General features: G+C 44.9%; 19 protein-coding genes. 5 read left to right on the top strand and 14 right to left on the bottom strand.

What is annotated here, in order from left to right:
- Positions 1 to 3: 3 nt before the first annotated feature.
- The 6 genes from cysW to ADU22_RS16595 form a co-directional block, all read right to left on the bottom strand.
- Positions 4 to 837: a sulfate ABC transporter permease subunit CysW gene (gene cysW / locus ADU22_RS16615; protein ID WP_053363157.1), complete on the bottom strand. Its 834-nt coding sequence runs from the start codon at positions 835 to 837 to the stop codon at positions 4 to 6.
- Positions 838 to 853: 16 nt separating this feature from the next.
- Positions 854 to 1,690, bottom strand: coding sequence for a sulfate ABC transporter permease subunit CysT (gene cysT, locus ADU22_RS16610; RefSeq protein WP_053363156.1), 837 nt, complete (start codon positions 1,688 to 1,690; stop codon positions 854 to 856).
- Positions 1,691 to 1,708: 18 nt separating this feature from the next.
- Positions 1,709 to 2,746 carry a sulfate ABC transporter substrate-binding protein gene (locus tag ADU22_RS16605; RefSeq protein WP_053363155.1) on the bottom strand — a complete coding sequence of 346 codons (1,038 nt, stop codon included), beginning with the start codon at positions 2,744 to 2,746 and terminating at the stop codon, positions 1,709 to 1,711.
- Positions 2,747 to 2,878: 132 nt separating this feature from the next.
- Positions 2,879 to 3,064 (bottom strand): YezD family protein, encoded by a 186-nt coding sequence (locus ADU22_RS24350; protein WP_082253022.1) that lies wholly within the window; start codon positions 3,062 to 3,064, stop codon positions 2,879 to 2,881.
- Positions 3,042 to 3,497 carry an RrF2 family transcriptional regulator gene (locus ADU22_RS16600; protein WP_053363154.1) on the bottom strand — a complete coding sequence of 152 codons (456 nt, stop codon included), beginning with the start codon at positions 3,495 to 3,497 and terminating at the stop codon, positions 3,042 to 3,044. The genes ADU22_RS24350 and ADU22_RS16600 overlap by 23 nt, the downstream gene beginning before the upstream one ends.
- Positions 3,498 to 3,647: 150 nt before the next feature.
- Positions 3,648 to 4,538 carry a sulfite exporter TauE/SafE family protein gene (locus tag ADU22_RS16595; RefSeq protein ID WP_053364614.1) on the bottom strand — a complete coding sequence of 297 codons (891 nt, stop codon included), beginning with the start codon at positions 4,536 to 4,538 and terminating at the stop codon, positions 3,648 to 3,650.
- Between the two features lie 271 nt (positions 4,539 to 4,809).
- Between ADU22_RS16595 and ADU22_RS16590 the strand changes: the two genes are divergently transcribed.
- Together ADU22_RS16590 and ADU22_RS16585 are read left to right on the top strand one after the other, a co-directional pair.
- Positions 4,810 to 6,477 carry a ribonuclease J gene (locus ADU22_RS16590; protein WP_053363153.1) on the top strand — a complete coding sequence of 556 codons (1,668 nt, stop codon included), beginning with the start codon at positions 4,810 to 4,812 and terminating at the stop codon, positions 6,475 to 6,477.
- Positions 6,478 to 6,604: 127 nt separating this feature from the next.
- Positions 6,605 to 7,258: a DUF3889 domain-containing protein gene (locus ADU22_RS16585; RefSeq protein WP_053363152.1), complete on the top strand. Its 654-nt coding sequence runs from the start codon at positions 6,605 to 6,607 to the stop codon at positions 7,256 to 7,258.
- A 112-nt stretch (positions 7,259 to 7,370) separates the two neighbouring features.
- On the opposite strand, the gene ADU22_RS16580 is transcribed toward ADU22_RS16585, so the two are convergent.
- The 5 genes from ADU22_RS16580 to ADU22_RS16560 all read right to left on the bottom strand — a co-directional run bounded on the left by ADU22_RS16580 (position 7,371) and on the right by ADU22_RS16560 (position 12,630).
- On the bottom strand, positions 7,371 to 8,276 hold the full coding sequence (locus tag ADU22_RS16580) for an alpha/beta hydrolase (RefSeq protein WP_053363151.1): 906 nt from the start codon (positions 8,274 to 8,276) through the stop codon (positions 7,371 to 7,373).
- A gap of 236 nt (positions 8,277 to 8,512) precedes the next feature.
- Positions 8,513 to 10,042, bottom strand: a complete 1,530-nt coding sequence (gene dacB, locus ADU22_RS16575; protein ID WP_053363150.1) for a D-alanyl-D-alanine carboxypeptidase/D-alanyl-D-alanine endopeptidase — start codon at positions 10,040 to 10,042, stop codon at positions 8,513 to 8,515.
- A 346-nt stretch (positions 10,043 to 10,388) separates the two neighbouring features.
- Entirely contained in the window at positions 10,389 to 10,874 is a 486-nt protein-coding gene (locus ADU22_RS16570) for an HIT family protein (RefSeq protein ID WP_053363149.1), read from the bottom strand.
- A 94-nt stretch (positions 10,875 to 10,968) separates the two neighbouring features.
- On the bottom strand, positions 10,969 to 12,036 hold the full coding sequence (locus ADU22_RS16565; RefSeq protein ID WP_053363148.1) for an alpha/beta fold hydrolase: 1,068 nt from the start codon (positions 12,034 to 12,036) through the stop codon (positions 10,969 to 10,971).
- A gap of 12 nt (positions 12,037 to 12,048) precedes the next feature.
- Positions 12,049 to 12,630 carry a hypothetical protein gene (locus tag ADU22_RS16560; RefSeq protein WP_053363147.1) on the bottom strand — a complete coding sequence of 194 codons (582 nt, stop codon included), beginning with the start codon at positions 12,628 to 12,630 and terminating at the stop codon, positions 12,049 to 12,051.
- Positions 12,631 to 13,283: 653 nt separating this feature from the next.
- Here ADU22_RS16560 and ADU22_RS16555 point away from each other — a divergent pair.
- Both ADU22_RS16555 and ADU22_RS16550 read left to right on the top strand, forming a co-directional pair.
- Positions 13,284 to 13,682, top strand: coding sequence for a GNAT family N-acetyltransferase (locus ADU22_RS16555; protein ID WP_069188002.1), 399 nt, complete (start codon positions 13,284 to 13,286; stop codon positions 13,680 to 13,682).
- Between the two features lie 127 nt (positions 13,683 to 13,809).
- Positions 13,810 to 14,028 carry a hypothetical protein gene (locus ADU22_RS16550; protein WP_053363146.1) on the top strand — a complete coding sequence of 73 codons (219 nt, stop codon included), beginning with the start codon at positions 13,810 to 13,812 and terminating at the stop codon, positions 14,026 to 14,028.
- Positions 14,029 to 14,101: 73 nt separating this feature from the next.
- Here the strand turns inward: ADU22_RS16550 and ADU22_RS16545 are convergent, their stop codons facing one another.
- The 3 genes from ADU22_RS16545 to ADU22_RS24735 all read right to left on the bottom strand — a co-directional run bounded on the left by ADU22_RS16545 (position 14,102) and on the right by ADU22_RS24735 (position 15,721).
- On the bottom strand, positions 14,102 to 14,977 hold the full coding sequence (locus ADU22_RS16545; RefSeq protein ID WP_053363145.1) for a gamma-glutamylcyclotransferase family protein: 876 nt from the start codon (positions 14,975 to 14,977) through the stop codon (positions 14,102 to 14,104).
- Positions 14,978 to 15,086: 109 nt separating this feature from the next.
- The gene (locus tag ADU22_RS16540; protein WP_156324376.1) at positions 15,087 to 15,476 is read right to left on the bottom strand and encodes a hypothetical protein; all 390 of its coding nucleotides are present in this window, start codon (positions 15,474 to 15,476) and stop codon (positions 15,087 to 15,089) included.
- A 74-nt stretch (positions 15,477 to 15,550) separates the two neighbouring features.
- A complete protein-coding gene (locus ADU22_RS24735; protein WP_156324375.1) occupies positions 15,551 to 15,721 on the bottom strand; it encodes a hypothetical protein in 171 nt (56 codons plus the stop codon).
- 233 nt (positions 15,722 to 15,954) lie between these two features.
- Between ADU22_RS24735 and ADU22_RS16535 the strand changes: the two genes are divergently transcribed.
- Complete coding sequence (locus ADU22_RS16535; protein WP_053363143.1) at positions 15,955 to 16,950, top strand: glycosyltransferase family 4 protein; 996 nt, start codon at positions 15,955 to 15,957, stop codon at positions 16,948 to 16,950.
- Positions 16,951 to 16,962 lie beyond the last annotated feature (12 nt).

Below are 16,962 nucleotides of genomic sequence, written 5' to 3'. Positions count from 1 at the left end.
GGTTTAACCTCCTGTTTTTTCAACGATGGTTTTAAGAAACAAGGTGAACAGAGCCAATATCGCAAGCAGTGATGCACAGGCGAAGGCTGCTGTAAAATTGTATTCGTTGTATAAAATTTCGACATGCAATGGCAGAGTGTTGGTCAGGCCGCGGATATGGCCGGAAACCACCGAAACAGCACCGAACTCCCCCATTGCCCTGGCATTGCAAAGAATCACCCCGTAAAGAACTCCCCACTTGATATTTGGCAATGTGACCTTCCAGAACATCTGCCAGCCGCTGGCCCCAAGTGTAAGAGCAGCCTGCTCTTCCTCACTTCCCTGTTCCTGCATAATCGGGATCAGCTCGCGAACCACAAAGGGGAATGTGATAAATATGGTCGCAATAACAATCCCCGGTACCGCAAAGATGATCTTAATATTGTAAGCTGCAAGCAAGGGGCCTAATACTCCCTGTGTCCCAAACAATAGGACAAAAACGAGGCCGGCTATGACTGGCGAAACGGCAAAGGGAATGTCAATCAGGGTAATCAGCACATTTTTTCCTTTAAAATCAAACTTTGTAATCGCCCAGGCTGCAGTAAGGCCGAACAGCGTGTTAAGCGGAACCGCGATGGCGGCTGTAATCAAGGTTAGTTTGATAGCGGATAGCGCATCAGGGTCAGTCAGAGACAGAAAATAAAGTTCCAGCCCTTTTTTCAATGCTTCAGTAAAAACAGCGATTAAAGGCACCAATATAAAGATTCCCAGAAAGGATAAGGCAATGCCAATGAGTACCCCTTTTGTAATCGAGGCTGTAGTTTGCTTTTTGTGCCGGCTTATAAGTTCCGATATCATCGTCTCTCCTCCTCCTTTAACCCACCTGATGTTTTTTTGCGCTTCTCCATTGCCAGTAATTGATGACAAATAACAGGAAGAAGGAACACAGCAGCATGACAGAGGCAATCGCTGCCGCCCCCGCGTAATCGAACTGCTCGAGTTTCGTGATGATAAGCAAAGGGACGATTTCCGTTTTCATCGGCATATTCCCCGAAATAAAGACAACTGAACCATATTCACCCAGCGCCCTTGCAAATGCAAGGGCAAATCCGGTTAATAATGCCGGGAGAATAGCTGGAAAAATAATTTTCAGGAAAGTCTGAATCTGATTTGCCCCTAATGTCGCTGCGGCTTCCTCGTACTGTACATCCAAATCCTGCAGGACCGGCTGTACAGAGCGGACAACAAACGGTAATCCGATAAAGGTCAGTGCAACGATAATCCCCCATTGTGTAAAGGCAATTTTTACTCCCAGGAGTTCAAAATATTGGCCTATCCATCCGTTTGGAGCATAAATGGAAGTGAGCGCAATCCCGGCGACCGCCGTTGGCAGCGCAAAAGGCAAATCTACGAGGGCATCAGCGACTTTTTTGCCGAAAAAGTCGTATCTTACAAGAACCCAGGCAATCAGCGTACCAAATACCGCATTTACCAGGGCAGCAATGAACGAGGTAAGAAAAGTGACCTTAAAGGAAGCTATTACTCTCTCATTAGTGATTGTTTCCCAAAAATCGGCCATGCTCAGTGAGGATGCTTTTAGGAACAAAACGGTAACCGGGATTAACACAATCAGGCTTAGGTAGATGATGGTATATCCCATCGAGAGGCCGAATCCGGGAAGAACCCGGTGTTTCTTATTATTGATCTTCATACCGAAGCTCCCCTTGCTTTAAGGTTGATAAATTTTATCGAACGTTCCGCCATCATCAAAATGAGTTTTCTGCGCGTTTTTCCACCCGCCAAACATCTCATCGATGGTAAAAAGGCTAATATCCGGGAACTGGCTTCCAAATTTCTCGATTGCCGCTGAAGAACGCGGACGGTAATAATGCTTTGCTGCTAATTCCTGCCCTTCCTCTGTATACAAATAATTCAGATAAGCTTTAGCAACTTCGGCCGTTCCCCTTTTTTCCGCCACTTTATCCACTACAGTCACTGGCGGTTCTGCCAAAATGCTGACAGAGGGAATAACAATTTCATATTTGTCTTCCCCTAATTCATTAATGGACAGAAAAGCTTCATTTTCCCAGGCAAGAAGGACGTCGCCAATTCCCCTTTCAACAAATGTTGTGGTGGATCCCCGTGCACCCGAATCAAGGACAGGAACATTCTTATACAGGTTTGAAACAAAATCTTCTGCTTTTTGTTCATCGCCTTTCGATTGCTTCAAAGAATAGCCCCAGGCAGCAAGATAATTCCACCGTGCACCTCCGGATGTTTTTGGATTGGGAGTAATGACCGATACGCCCGGTTTCACAAGATCATCCCAATCTTTTATCCCCTTTGGGTTCCCTTTTCTCACAAGGAAGACTATTGTTGACGTATAGGGAGAACTATTGTCCGGGAGCTCTTGCTGCCATTTTTCACTCAGCATGCCTGCTTCAGCAATAGCGTCAATATCATACGCGAGCGCTAGAGTGACAACATCGGCTTCCAGTCCGTCAATAACTGAACGTGATTGCTTGCCCGAACCACCGTGCGATTGGTTGATTGTGACCTCCTGGCCTGTTTTTTCCTGCCAGTGAGCGGCGAATTCTTTATTCAAATCTTCATAAAGTTCCCTTGTCGGGTCATAGGAGACATTTAATAATTCGACTTTTCCATGGGCGTTCCCCTCTCCGCCTTCCTGTGAAGATGTCTTGTTTGAACAACCCGCTGCCCCAAGCACCAATAATGCCGATGCAATTGCCAAAATAGTCTTTTTCACTGTTCTTCCTCCMTGGTATCCATTTTTATCCGGGCTTTTTCTCGATAGAAAAAGCCCTCATAGTTAGTTGTGAACCAATGGTTACAAGTAACTACAAGGGCCTTCGGAATTCCGATCGGCATCTATTCATTTTTATTGCCTGCTTCTTAACTGGTTTTTTGATTTTGCCTGTAATGGAAAGCGATGCTTTTCAAGTTTATCAATTTGCGTGATTTGGGAATCATGGACAGTAATTTGCAGAGTGCCGAAATCAAGGCTCTCTAGCATAGCCTTTATTTTATCAAGTACCTTTTGATCAACCTGGTGTTTTAACGACAACTAAATCCTCTCCCTTTACCAATGATAGCCGGTTTTCCAGCAAGTCTGCGAGCGTCGTGCGTTCTAGCACATAAGCAATCGTATCCCTGACAAGGGACCAAAGCGGCTTTAATTGACAGCCGGCCTCAAGCTGGCATGGTTCATATTTTGTTATCGATGCACAGGCCATCGGGGAAAGCGGACCTTCCAAATCGCGGATGACTTCGCCTATATTGATATCTTCAGTGGTCCTTTGGAGGACATATCCGCCTTTCGCCCCTCTTTTGCTGGAAACGTACCCCAGCTTTTTCAACTGAAGAAGCAGCTGCTCGAGGTAATGGACAGTTACAAGAGTCTTATCGGATATTTCCTGGATGGATATCACCTTCCCTTGCTGCTGTCCCAGGACAAGAAGTGCACGTAAGGCATATTCTCCTTTGCTCGATACTTTCATGAGGAGCCTCCTTTTTTATTGTTGAGCATTCTGGTCAACATTTGTTTATAAATTTAAGGCCAGTTCTGATAGGGCCTTTTCCCCAATTACGCTATTTTCTTTTTCAAAATATGTCTAACACATCAAAAATGTACATTAAAAATTTAAATTTCATGAATGAACTTCTACTGTTTCCATTTTCTTGTAGCTGCTGATCCTGGAAACGGTATAAAGGATTGAAACAATCCAGAGCAATGCCAGCCCGGCATAAACATACGGATGGATGCTTGCATCCTCAATCCATGTGTGGGCCATCGTCCTCGAATTCACTAAAATGATGAMCCCGCCAACAAGGACCCCCATCAATTGTGCATGGACTTTCTGAACCATCCAGGCTGCAATCGGAGCCGCAATGACGCCGCCGATCATCAGAGCTGCCACCCAAAACCAATTAACCTGGGCCCATCCCAGGGAGATAAGAAAACCGATAGTTGCGGAAACTGCGATGGCAAACTCGCTTGTATCTACAGTACCAACTACCTTTCTGGCACTCATTCCTTTTTTGGATAAGAGCACAGGGGTAGCAATTGGCCCCCAGCCTCCCCCTCCAGTTGCATCAGCAAAACCAGCGATCAGCCCCAATGGAATGGACTGTTTCCGGCTTAGGGAGATGTTCTTCTTTTCTTCGGAGGGACGGAAGTTGAACAAGAACCTTACCAGAACATATACGCCAAGGAAAAGTAGAAATAAAGAAACATAAGGCTTTGCCAAATCACCTGGCAGATTGCTTAAAAAAGTAGCTCCCATAAATGCGCCAATCGAACCGGGAATCACCAGCCTGTAGACCGTTTGTTTATCCACATTCCCAAACTTGATATGGGAAATGCCCGAGGCCGCCGTCGTCACAACTTCAGATAAATGTACAGAAGCAGAAGCAACTGCCGGAGCAATGCTGAAAGCGAGCAGCAATGATGAGGATGTGACACCATATCCCATTCCCAATCCCCCGTCTATTAACTGGGCAAGAAACCCAATAAAAGCAAATACAATCAACTTTTTCACCATTTACACCCCATTTTATATTAGTTGGCAAATAAAAAGGCATAACCCTCTGGACAAGGGTTATGCCTTCGGTGTTCCGATCAGCGAGCCTTTTCATTTTCTTTGATTAAGGAGATTATAATACCCACTATTCCTAGTTGTCAACTTGTATTTAAAATAATCTCAATCATTTTTTAGTGGTTTAACACCGTGACCGACTGGAAATTCACTAAAATAAAGGAAAAGAAAACGGGAATAATATTAAAATCTTAGTGATTGGGAGGATACAACCTTGAGCACAAACAATAATTCACTGTCTTTTTTCGCTTTGGGAGGAATTAATGAAATAGGCAAAAACATGTATGCGCTTCAGTATGCCGACGATATCATCGTGGTTGACGCTGGGGGCAAGTTCCCGGATGAAAGCTTGCTTGGCATTGACCTCATCATTCCTGATTTTACATATTTGGAGGAGAACAAGGAAAAAATAAGGGGTCTTATTCTGACCCACGGGCATGAGGATCATATTGGTGCCATTTCCTATTTCCTAAGGAAATTTAATGTTCCTGTATATGCGACCCATTTTACCCTTGGGCTTGTCGAGCTAAAATTGAACGAACATCATCTCCTGAGTGACTCCAAGCTAGTGACCATTGATTCGGAGTCAAAGCTGGAGCTTGGCCAGATTGGCGTCTCTTTTTTCAGGGTTAGCCATAGCATCCCTGACTGCCTCGGAATTGTGTTTCATACGCCCGAAGGAAATGTCGTTCATACTGGGGATTTTAAATTTGACCTTACACCAGCCAATAATCAAAAATCCGATATACATAAAATGGCAGAAATTGGCCGACAAGGTGTCCTGATGCTTGTGTCCGAGAGCACCAACGCTGAACGAAAGGGCATGACTCCGTCCGAGCAAATGGTCGGCAGCCATATGGATGAAGCCTTCATGAAAGCGACGGGCAAGATATTTGTGTCAACCTTCGCTTCCAATGTAAGCCGGGTACAGCAAGTTGTCGCATCGGCAATCAAAACGAACAGGAAGCTTGCCTTGCTGGGGCGCAGCATGGTGAATGTCGTCCAGGTGGCAATGGAAAGAGGATATGTGGATATTCCCGATGGCATGCTGATTGATGCCAAACAGATTGAGGATTTTACTCCAGAAAGGGTCGCTATTTTATGTACCGGAAGCCAAGGCGAACCGATGGCAGCCCTCGCCCGCCTGGCGACGGGTAATTACCGGGATGCGTCCATTTATCCAGGAGATACGGTAATCTTGGCTGCTTCCCCCATCCCTGGCAATGAAAAGGGAGTTTCAAAAATCATTGATAATCTGTTTAAATTGGGTGCCGAAGTGATTTACGGGTCCGGCAGTTCTACCGGAATGCATGTTTCGGGGCACGGCTACCAGGAAGACCTTAAGCTGATGCTCACTCTGATGCAGCCAACCTATTTTGTGCCAATCCATGGGGAATACCGGATGCTGCATCATCACCGCCAGCTGGCCGAGTCGGTCGGTGTTGAACAGGGCAACACTTTTATTATTAAAAATGGGGATGTGGTTGACATAGAGGACGGTGCAGCCGGTCAGACCCGTTCAATCCCAAATGGAGATACGTATGTGGATGGAATAGGTGTTGGCGATGTGGGCGACATCGTTCTGCGGGACCGCAAACAGCTGTCTGAGGATGGAATGCTTGTGATTGTGGTAACCATAAGCAAATCAGACCGCAAAATCGTTTCGGGACCGGATACGATATCCAGGGGCTTTGTGTATGCAAGAAATTCAGAGGAACTGTTAAGAGAGGTAAATTCCCTGGCAACAAAAGCCGTCAATGATCTTCATGGAGAACGGCAATGGAATGTGATGAAACAAAACATCAAAAAGTCAGTCGGACAGTATCTGTTCAGGCAGACAAAAAGAAGGCCAATGATCCTTCCAATCATAATCGAGATTTAACGCATCAATGGCTTGGCTAAACGGGTTAGCATTTGGGGGAACTTTCAAAAGGGATATCCCCCTGTGTCACCGGTCAACCCTGTGACCACATACGCTATCAAAAAGCCTTTTTACCGGGAGGAAAAACATGTATCCTCATTATGCCTATCTGCCTATTGGAAATCGTTACTTTGATCAGAGCGTGCCATTTGGAAAACAGCCTTTTCATGAACAATATTATCGCGGTTATCCTTATCCCCGGCAGCAGCCAATCAGGGGCCAGGCCACTTGGACCGAAGGAGGAACGGTTACTCAGTGCGGCATTCCCTGGTCCAATAATGAATATATGACAGCCGCGGTAGGGACCACCGCTCCTTATCGATGCGGCCAGATGCTTAAAATCAGGAATATTTCTTCGCAAAGCCCAAGAGAAATTCTGGTAAAAGTTGTTGACCGTGTCCCAGGCTACCCCACCAGCCGAATCAATCTCCACCGCCGGGCATTCATGGCGCTGGGAGCCAACCCGAACCTGGGTGTCATCAACATTGAAATCATAGCTTCTCCACAGGTTGAGCCTGAGGAATGGGGAAAATATTTACTGGAAGTGACTCAAGCTGCCTATCCTGGCTATAATGTGGTCGACTATAAGTTAATTGGAACAACACAAATTTCTCCAACCCAAACAAGGCGAACATATGAATTCACCCTCCAGTCTCACCAGGAAAGAATAAGGGTACAGGGGAACGTTGTTTATAATCCGGCAAATGGCCGCTTAATTTCGTTTGATATCAAGGAAAGATAGAAAAGCAGCTCCATCATTTACTACGATGGAGCCGTTTGCTATTATTCTTTTGAAATGAAGGGCAACTAATTTTTATTTCTTTCTTCATAATGTTCATGCACAAAATAAACATTTACTTATAGTCTCTTCCTTTTACATATTTTCCGATTTCCCGGATGGCCTGTTTGGATTCACGGAGACGGCCGCTAGCCTGCCATACATGCCACATCCCTTTCCAGACTTTTATATCCACCTGTACACCTGCTTTAAGTGCTTTTTCGGCAAGTTGTTCAGCATCGCTTAGCAGGATCTCAATGCTGCCGACCTGGATAAACAGGGGCGGAAACCCGATAAAATCGGCAAACACCGGGGAAATGTACGGGTGGTCAAGCTTTTCGCCTCCCGCATATGCAAGTGCCGTAGCTCTTGCTCCGTCTGCATTCAAGTAAGGGTCAATGTTTTGATTTTTGGTGTAGCTTTCTCCGCCGCTCGTCAAATCCACCCAAGGAGAAAGGCAAATGACTGCGGCGGGAAGCGGCTCTTCATGGTCCCTCAAATACAAGGCGGCAGCAACACTTAAGCCCCCTCCTGCCGAATCCCCGGCGAAAAAAATATTCCCCGGTTCGTAACCTTGCCTTAAGAGCCAGCGATAGATGCACAGAGCGTCCTCCAGCGCGGCCGGATATGGTTGTTCCGGTGCAAGCCGATACTCGGGGAGAAGCACCCTGACACCGGCTTCCTGCATGATTCTTGCGGCAAGCGATCGATGCGTGTTTGCAGAACAGTACCCATAAGCGCCTCCGTGCAAATAGAGAATAACCTTGTTAGCCGCGGCCTTATTATCGGTAATCCATTCTGCATACAGCCCTTCGATCTCGGTTTGTTCAACCTCAATGTTTTTTGGCAGCTTCGAAAATCTCATTGCAAGTGCATCCATTTTTCTCCGCCGCTCATCAATGTCCATCTGCTTTAAATTTCCTAATTTTTTTATCCCGATCTTTATTCCCTTTCTAAAAAGATAACTGCGAAAACTCGGCATTTTGGCTCCCTCCTTTTTAAGCATTAACACAGGTTGCCGTATTCTATGAATCATCTATCCTAATTTTACCAAAAACTATTATTCTTGAATAGGATTGCAGATAGACCCTATTGAAGTTTTTGTCTGGTTTCCTCTTTGCTTAAACCCAGGGAAAAAGTACAATCCAGGCACTAACCGCGTCCAGGACCATTAATAGCCCCCAAGTTACCTTGGGAGCTTTCAAGCAGCATTCATGGCTAACCGTTTTCAGCCAAAATGGTGACAATTTTGTCTTCGAGTTCTCTTACCGAAGGGTTTAAATGATTATTGATCATAATGGAAAAGATGTAGGTAGTCCCGCTTTTTGCTGCCACATACCCTGAAAGCGACGACACGCCTGTAATGGAACCGGTCTTCGCCCTCACCCTTCCTTCCACCGTTTCATCTGTCAGGCGGGAGCTGAGCGTTCCACCTTTCAGCCGTCCGGAACTCCCGGCCACAGGCAGTGAGTTTTCAAAAGCAGGAAACCAATCCTCTGATTGCACTGCATACAGCAATCTTGATATGTCATTGGCGGGAATCATGTTTTTATGTGACATGCCGGAACCGTCCCGTATTAACATCGAGCCTGTATTCATTCCAAGGAGCTTTGCACAATCCTCCATCACTTTTAGGCCCTTTTCCCAGGTGCCTTCCCCATGCACCGCCTTGCCCATTTCCTTTGCCAGGATTTCACCGTGGCCATTATTGCTCAGTTTCATAAAAGGAATAAGAATTTCTTTTAAAGGCATGGATGCCTTGGAAGTGAGAAGTTTAGCCTGTTTGGGTGTGGCACCTCGTTTTTCTGAGGAATCCTTGCTGAAACTCACCCCTGCTTGTTCCAGCGCCAGTTTAAAAACATTCACCGTATAACCTGTCGGCTCCCATACTGCAACCCAGTTATCCTGTTTGCTCTTGATGGTGATTTCTCCGCTGATGACAATCCTGTTATTTCCATGCTCCCTTTCCACTGACAGCTTCCTCGGCTCTCCCTCGCCAACGGTTACTGTTTCATTGTGGATAGTTATATATTCATTTGCCGGTGTCACCGTAATCTTGCCCGGTTTCCCAGCTTTTTCGCCCGAAGATGTTTCGATTAGTACTGTGCCGGTGTCATAATCGGAATCGGGGGAAAGCGTCAATGCAGAAACCTGCGCGCCGGTATAGTTGCCCTCATCTGACCAGTTCAGATCCTGCGAAAGCCTGACATCGTCATACCAGCTGTCATCTCCTATCAAATCACCGTCAATCCTGTTTATGCCTTTGGATTTCAAATCCAGTGCCAATCGGACCAGGTCTTCCCTTAATAAAGTTGGGTCTCCCTTGCCTCTCAAATAAAGATTGCCATGAAGCACTCCATTTTTTATCTTCCCGTCTGTCCAAACCTCAGTAGAAAAAGTATAGTCAGGACCAAGTGTCATGAGTGCAGACGCCGCTGTCAGCAGCTTTTGGTTGGATGCAGGATGGAGCCGGGTCTCTCCCGAGCTGGAATAAAGGATTTCTCCAGTGCTTCCTTTCCGGATGCTGATTCCAACAACACTCCCATTTAGCCTTTCATCCTGTTTCACATTTTCCAATAAGGTCTCCAGCAGGGAATTCATTTCCTTTCCAGCTGGATGTGCAGCCACAGAGACTACGTTCGTTTTCTCTATTTCATTAGTCGCTCTGTTATAGGACGAGTGCAGTGATAGAAAAAAGAACAGTACGAGTAATGTACAGAGAACTTTCGTTAATCCAATAGTGATCATCTCTCCTTCCACTCTTTATCCTATTATCTGCCTGGAATTAATAGCATAATCATTAGAAAAATTGGCAGAAAAAAAGAGCCCTAGTATTTAGGCTCTATTATGATTCAATGTTGATTCTCATGGAGGCATGTGAATTATTAAGGGGAGAATTTCCGGTTATAGTACGCAGAGGGGCCATAAGGAGCAGAAATAAGGGGAGAAATTCCCCTTATCTTCTCAAAAGAAGGCAAAACTCCTCTTATTTTAATAGAAATATGAATTTATCCCAAATTAACCGTACTTTCTCTCCCTTTATTTTTGAATTAGAGTGAAATCAACATTCAGATATAACAGAGCATATATTTATTTATAAATTAAGTTCTGCCGACAGGGCCAAGATTCCTTCCAACACGTCCTTTTTGTGCTTTTCATCATTCCTGTTATTGCGAGCATGGAGAAGTACAGGCCGGACCGACTCGACTGACCGGCCGAATTCGGCCATCCAATCATAGCGGGGAACCATCCATGTATGGAAATGATGTGTGGTATCTTCATTATAAAAATAATACACCTGTTCAATGCCCAAAACCTTTCTCTGTGCTAGGCGAATTTTCCTGAGCAATGAAATGTACTCCAGCGTTTCCTCTTCCGTAAGTTCATCCAGGCACTTAATATGGCGCTTTGATGCAAGAATCACTAAGCCTTTAATCGGGTACGCCACGTCCTGGTGGGCATGAAAATGCTCCGTTTCCACAATCACGCCTCCTGCCGGATCAACAAGACCGCTGGTCAGCGCACAGGACAAGCATTCGACTTCAACAGTTTGACCGTCCGAAAGAGTTATTTTCCTCATAAAACTCCCCCTGAGATTAATAATTGAATTTTGTTTACAAGCCTTTTAACACAAAAACCGGAAAGTGGAGCCCTTTCCGGTTTTACCAAATCAATTAACTTGGCTGCACTACTTTTGACCTGGATGACAGCCATGGATCCACAGCGAAGGCAAACTGTCCTGTCAGGCAGATGGACACATGCCCTGCTTCAACCAGCTCATATGTCTTATCTTCACTGGACACCAAATCCATCATGGGCAAGCTCTGGCTTTCGAGAACGAGCTCGTCACGTGTGGACGTGATGACAAGCAGGCTGCATTTTATATTGCCAAAATCCACCTTTTGGCCGGCAATGATCATCTCTCCCTTTACCAGCTTATTATCCTTATACCAATCATTAAGCATTTGCTTGAATGCTGCACCTGAAAAGGATACGGAATCTTTCATCCATTTGTCCATCCGGCGCCATTTATCCACATATTTGGGGTCATGCCCTCTTGTAATGAGGTTGATATTCGGTCCAATATTGAAGCCCTGAAGCCCCATGAAGACAGCAAATAAGAATTCGGATGGAATTACTTCATATGCATCCGTTAGCTGATCAAAGCCCAGCTTCCCATCCTGGATGGCTTTCACCCATTTTTCCGGTAAAATAAACTTGCTGTAATCAATCGGAACAGCAGCCAGGACGAGGTTTTTAATCGGCAGGTCGGTTATCGAGGCGAGAATCGCCGACATCGTTCCCCCAAGGCAATAGCCGACAAGGGAAATCTCCTCGGCACAGGAATGCCTTAAGGCATGGCGTACACTCATTTCAAGATAATTGATGACATATTGATCAATAGTGATGTTTCTGTCCTCCAGCCCAGGGGTTCCCCAGTCATACATATACACATCATATCCCATTTTTGTCAGGTTTCCGATAACGCTTCCCTCTTCGGAAATGTCAAGGATATATGGCTTGTTCAAGAGCGAATAGACAAGGAAAAGAGGGGTTTCATACTTCTTTTCCGCTGCAGGATAATGCCATAGGACCGACTTATTCTTCCTCCATATGGCCTGCCTTGGTGTTGGCACAATCTCGGGTTTTGGTTCTGTCAAAACTTTATAAATGGCGTTCCAGCGGGCCCGCTCATTTTCCAGGCTCACTGCCGGAATGTTTATTAATGTACTCGAAGCCATCCCTTTTCCCCCTTATGTAGCTGAGCCAGTAAGCTCTGGCTGTACATTTTCCTGCTTTAGCAGGTTTTTCATTTCTTCCAGGTCTTCTTTCATCCCAGCCAGATCGGCTAGCTCTTGCCTCATTTCATCAAAGTTTGTTTTAAGCTCTTCCGTTTCTTCTATCTCTTTGCGGAGTTTCTTCACATCCGCCGACAAGCCTTTTGCAGCCTTGATCAATTCGCCATGCATCTGCTGGTTGAATTCCATCACGTTTTGAATCAATGTCTGCTGTTCCTTGAAAGTTGATGCAAATGCGTCCTGCATGCTCCATATTTGCTGTTCAAGCATATCCACTTTTTCTTCAGCCTGAATGGTTAGCTCCGCAACATTGGCCACATCCTTTTTTGTCGGCAGGTTCCAATAGCTTGCGATTAGCTCGTGGTTCCGTTTGAGCCTTTCCACGTACCTTGAGTGCGCATCCACTCCAATTTTCGTCAACCCAATCAGCTCTTTGTTATCTACTGCCTTGAATAAAAAATCATTAAGACCCTTTTCCCACATCTCGCTTATTTTTCGATATGAAGTAAAGAAATCGTACGGTTTTTCATTTGTCATTTTCTTTCTCCCCTGCCTTATTAAAATCTTTGTCTTTCATTCCTGTTTCACTTCTCCGATTCCACACCATTTCATTGAATGAGTAATCATTCACTTTTTTTATTGCTTCGTCGCCCTCATCCAGCGTCTAGCCTTATGAAAATGTTCCTCTTAATATGTTCAGTTTAATTCATATGTTAATAAATAAGAAGAGTGTATTTTGTCGAATAATGGAAAAACATTTAACATTCTGTGAACAAAACTTTCTAATAACTGGATAAACAAGTTCTGGTTGGCGCGCATATACTGTATGATCAAAATAGTAAGGATGTATTCATATGTATTTCATGAGAAGAAATGGGATGATTCCCGCCATCGGCCAGCCATGGATGGGAAAACATATCCTTTTGCTGCATTGCTCTGAAGATAATAAATTCCTGACCTATTATAAAAGTAATCACGCGCCCATTGAGCCCCCTCCTTCAGCTGTGCCGAATCCCTTTCACGCCTTATAAGCATCGGATATGCTGTCAATAAGGTCACGCCATTGCCTGGAAATAGTCTCCAATATTTGCTTGTTTTATAAACCTTTTAATATTTAAAGGTTTAAAGCTAGCAGAAAAGGGGAAAGAATGGCTTGGAAGAAGAATCAGCATAGAATATGAGGGGTCATCATGATAATTCCATACAAACAGGTCTGCCGAAAATTGACTATGGGACTGCTAGCCTTAATGCCAAGCGAAAAGGATTTAAGACAGCTGCAAAAAACGATCACACTTTACGAAACAGACCCTGCACATAAGCTTTATTTATGGAAGGAAAAACAAAAAATCATAGGCGTTATCGGCGTTTGTACTAAAAATCAGAAAGAAGTGATTCTTCAGCATCTGTCTGTACTGCCTTCGTTCCGCCATCAGGGAATCGCCGGGAAGATGGTTGCCGAAGTGCAGCAGCTTTTTCCCCAAGCAGTGTTGATTACCAACGAACATACATCTTCATTTAACAGGTACCACCAATTCAGTATGCCGCTAGTGACTAGTAATGATAAGGGTTTCACGCACCATATGCACTGATATGAACAAAGAGGCCGATACCGGCCTTTTTATTTTTATCCCGGCGGGTCTAAATATGCTCCATGGCCATATATTTTATAGGGAGATTCTCATGCAACATATCCCATAGAGAACAGGTGAGATGAAGATGTATGCTGTGTATTTTCTTGAAAATAAGAATGTTCTTATGTGCCAGCTCCTTAGAAATATACCCATCGAAGGTGATGTGTTGACCATTAAGGGCCGAAAAGGAACTGTGGCGGGTGTAGAGGTTATGGATGGCAAAAAGGTCCATGTCCACATGGTAATTCAAAAGATTCCTAAAGCAAAACCAGCTGCTGACAATTCAAAGAAAAAGAAGAGATAACGAAACGATAAAAAGCCGATGTTCAGGACTCACGCACATCGGCTTTTTTGTGATAAATTTCCTCGTATCACACTCAGGCTCCGTCCTCTACAGTTAAACAAAACCTTTCGTGTAAATCCATTTTCAGCTGCTCCAGATATCCCTCGCTAACATACCCGCTTGCTCCCCGCAATATTTCAGCCGCATAATGGCCTGGAGGCGCTGTTTCCGCTTCTTTCTCCACGACTATAAATGTTAAAACGTTTTTGAACAGTTTTTCAGTTAACATAACGCTTACGAGCGCCGGCCTATAGCAGCCAGCTGCCACTCCTTCACGCTTATACAGATAAGAAATGCTTTCCCTTGGTATTTCATAAACCTTCCCTTCTACTCTGCCGCCTTCCTCCACGATATCGGCACGTCCGCCGTCCACTGATTTCCGCGTGAACCTGAGCGTAAATCCATCTAGGATGCCTATACCTTTCATTTTCTGGAAAAAATGGCCGACCCTCGCCTTGGCAAATCGCTTGTTGTCCATACAGCTCCCATACGCAAAATAAAGAAGCTCTTTTTGCTGTAAAAGGACATGTACGCCCCAGTCCCCATTTTCCACCTTTTCCATTACATGAATCCGCGGCAGGTCTTTAAGGATATAAACATATGCCTTGTGGGGACCCTTATCGGTCATGACCGTTTGAATGACGCGTTTAAAATGATGATCACACCCTTGGTACCTGTCCATCGCGGCCAGCTGGTCCTTGTTTACGATATACAGCTCCCCATAAACGCGGCCTTCAGACTGGACCATACAGGGAAAGCCTATACCGGAATCCAATAGTGTGCCTGCAGTCCAGCTCTGCGAAGCTGCACAGGGCGCGTTTGCAAGCATCCAGTTATGGTGTCCGAATTTCCTCAAGCTTCCGTATACAAACACATAAAACCTTTCGCGCAAATTTACCATTCCTTCCATAAAAGAAAGCGGCCACCCCGGGGACCGCTCCAATTTTGTGGTTACGCGCATTATATGATGGGTTTACTGTTTCCATGCCCAATTCACCAGGGAATTCCAGGTGACCAATCTACGGTTTCTGCTTCACTTCAAGCCTTGCAACTTCATATCCACTTGCTGCAGTATCATTGCTTAAGATCATGGTCACTTCTTCTTTTCCTTTGGCTGTGAGAACATCAAGCTGGACGGTAATTTCAAATGCTGATCCTGAGCTTTTAAAAGAAGAATCATCTTTCAAATCCGCAGGCAGCTGCTTCGGAACTATTTTTACGAGTGTAAGGTTCTCAAACTGCGCCAGTCCTCCATAATGCTCCTCCAAGCCTTCCACTACGGAAGGGTGCAAAAGGCTAAGCGTCACCTTTTCCAAATCTTCAGGGTTGATGTCTTCTGCTCTGCAGGGACTAAGACTGCTGCTAAACAGCAGAAACAGAAGGACAACAAGCGGAATTTTAATTTTCATAATCCATTTCCTTTCCATTTTTCTTTTAATTTGCTGCAAAACAGCCTGGCACTGTGGCCAGGCTGCTCTCTCCACTAGTAAGAATCAGGATCCACTCGCGATGCCGTGATATCCCGATAAGGCATGATGATTTTTTTTGCTTCTTCAAAGTCCAGCGCCTGTGTTTCTTCCATAAACCTTGTAATGGCTTCATCCGGATATCCATATTCGCGCAGAAGCAGATCCAGTTTATCCTTATTATCCATTTTGACCTCCCAGCAATCTGTGGTGGTCCTAGTTTTCCACATATAATCTGTTTTATGTTACTAGGCGGTTGTTGGATTTTTATTGTATGGCAGCCCCTTTTTAAACAAAGTTTTATCTTTTCCCGTTAACGCCATTCTGTAGTATACTAACGTAATCAATTAATACATCTGGCTGAAAAAATTGCTTTCAATTTTTTGTTTTAGCCCTGGAGAAGATTTAAGGAAGTGAATTAATGAAGGTTGTTTTAGCCACCCCGAACTATCATCAGCAGCGCGGGAACACTGTGACGGTACAGCGAATTGCAGAAAAACTAAAAAAACATGGTGTCGAGACAGAAATCGTCTCCATTACCGACAATAAGCAGTACCTGTCTTTTCCTCAGGCAGACCTGGTACACGGTTTCCACGCTTACCTTTTTTATAAATTCAAAGAAAGTTTACCCCTGAAAATTGAGTGTTACATTATCACGATAACCGGAACTGACTTGAATCATGATTTATTCCATTCTAAAAAAAGAGAGGATGTGATTGTGTGTATTCGCGAGGCAAAAGCGGTTCATGTCTTTTCCGAAAAAGCGAAACATCTTCTGCTTGCCGAAATACCGGATATAGCCTCAAAAGTATTTGTCATTCAGCAGGGAATTACTGAGTTTGCGGAAAGCCAGCAGACGAGGAGTGAGGAAGATGGTCTCTTTCAGTTTTTCCTGCCGGCTGGCATCAGGAAGGTCAAAAATATCCCATTTGCCATTAATGCATTAAAACAACTTCATAATGATTTTCCTTTTATACGCCTTTTGCTGGCCGGACCGATCATTGAGCCGGAAGAAGGCGAATTGGTAAAAGAGCTCATTGCAGAAAACAGCAGCTGGGCAGAATATATTGGCCAAGTCCCACACAGCAAAATGGGCCCAATGTACAAACATGCAGATGTCGTGCTGAACACCTCACACTCGGAGGGACAATCAACCGCCATTATAGAAGCCATGGCTTCCGGAATTCCGGTATTGGTTTCTGGCAATGACGGCAACCTCAGCCTTGTCACTCATGATGAAACTGGCTATGTTTACAGGGAAGAAACAGACTTTCTGCAGCTCGCCCGCCGCCTTATTACCGAAGAGCAGACTCGGAGAAGGCTGGGAAACCGTGCCCGGCACCATATTTCCACCAACCATGGCAAACAGGATGAAGCCGAAGCGCTTATCCGCCTTTATACGATGGCATTTAAATAAAAGGGAGGCTTT

The organism is Bacillus sp. FJAT-27251 (assembly GCF_001273925.1).
In the GTDB taxonomy this organism is placed as follows: Bacteria; Bacillota; Bacilli; order Bacillales; family Cytobacillaceae; genus Mesobacillus_B.
Note: the sequence above shows the minus strand (reverse complement) of the source record. Positions and strands in the feature narration are given on the sequence as shown.

Excerpts from the sequence above, each read along its gene's own strand:
- ADU22_RS16545 (WP_053363145.1), bottom strand. The coding sequence starts at position 14,977 with ATGGAAGGAATGGTAAATTTGCGCGAAAGGTTTTATGTGTTTGTATAC.
- cysT (WP_053363156.1), bottom strand. The coding sequence starts at position 1,690 with ATGAAGATCAATAATAAGAAACACCGGGTTCTTCCCGGATTCGGCCTC.
- ADU22_RS16540 (WP_156324376.1), bottom strand. The coding sequence starts at position 15,476 with ATGAAAATTAAAATTCCGCTTGTTGTCCTTCTGTTTCTGCTGTTTAGC.
- ADU22_RS16560 (WP_053363147.1), bottom strand. The coding sequence starts at position 12,630 with ATGACAAATGAAAAACCGTACGATTTCTTTACTTCATATCGAAAAATA.
- ADU22_RS16600 (WP_053363154.1), bottom strand. The coding sequence starts at position 3,497 with ATGAAAGTATCGAGCAAAGGAGAATATGCCTTACGTGCACTTCTTGTC.
- ADU22_RS16570 (WP_053363149.1), bottom strand. The coding sequence starts at position 10,874 with ATGAGGAAAATAACTCTTTCGGACGGTCAAACTGTTGAAGTCGAATGC.
- ADU22_RS16550 (WP_053363146.1), top strand. The coding sequence starts at position 13,810 with ATGTATGCTGTGTATTTTCTTGAAAATAAGAATGTTCTTATGTGCCAG.
- ADU22_RS16565 (WP_053363148.1), bottom strand. The coding sequence starts at position 12,036 with ATGGCTTCGAGTACATTAATAAACATTCCGGCAGTGAGCCTGGAAAAT.
- ADU22_RS16555 (WP_069188002.1), top strand. The coding sequence starts at position 13,284 with ATGATAATTCCATACAAACAGGTCTGCCGAAAATTGACTATGGGACTG.
- ADU22_RS24735 (WP_156324375.1), bottom strand. The coding sequence starts at position 15,721 with ATGGATAATAAGGATAAACTGGATCTGCTTCTGCGCGAATATGGATAT.
- ADU22_RS16580 (WP_053363151.1), bottom strand. The coding sequence starts at position 8,276 with ATGCCGAGTTTTCGCAGTTATCTTTTTAGAAAGGGAATAAAGATCGGG.
- dacB (WP_053363150.1), bottom strand. The coding sequence starts at position 10,042 with ATGATCACTATTGGATTAACGAAAGTTCTCTGTACATTACTCGTACTG.
- ADU22_RS16585 (WP_053363152.1), top strand. The coding sequence starts at position 6,605 with ATGTATCCTCATTATGCCTATCTGCCTATTGGAAATCGTTACTTTGAT.
- ADU22_RS16535 (WP_053363143.1), top strand. The coding sequence starts at position 15,955 with ATGAAGGTTGTTTTAGCCACCCCGAACTATCATCAGCAGCGCGGGAAC.
- cysW (WP_053363157.1), bottom strand. The coding sequence starts at position 837 with ATGATATCGGAACTTATAAGCCGGCACAAAAAGCAAACTACAGCCTCG.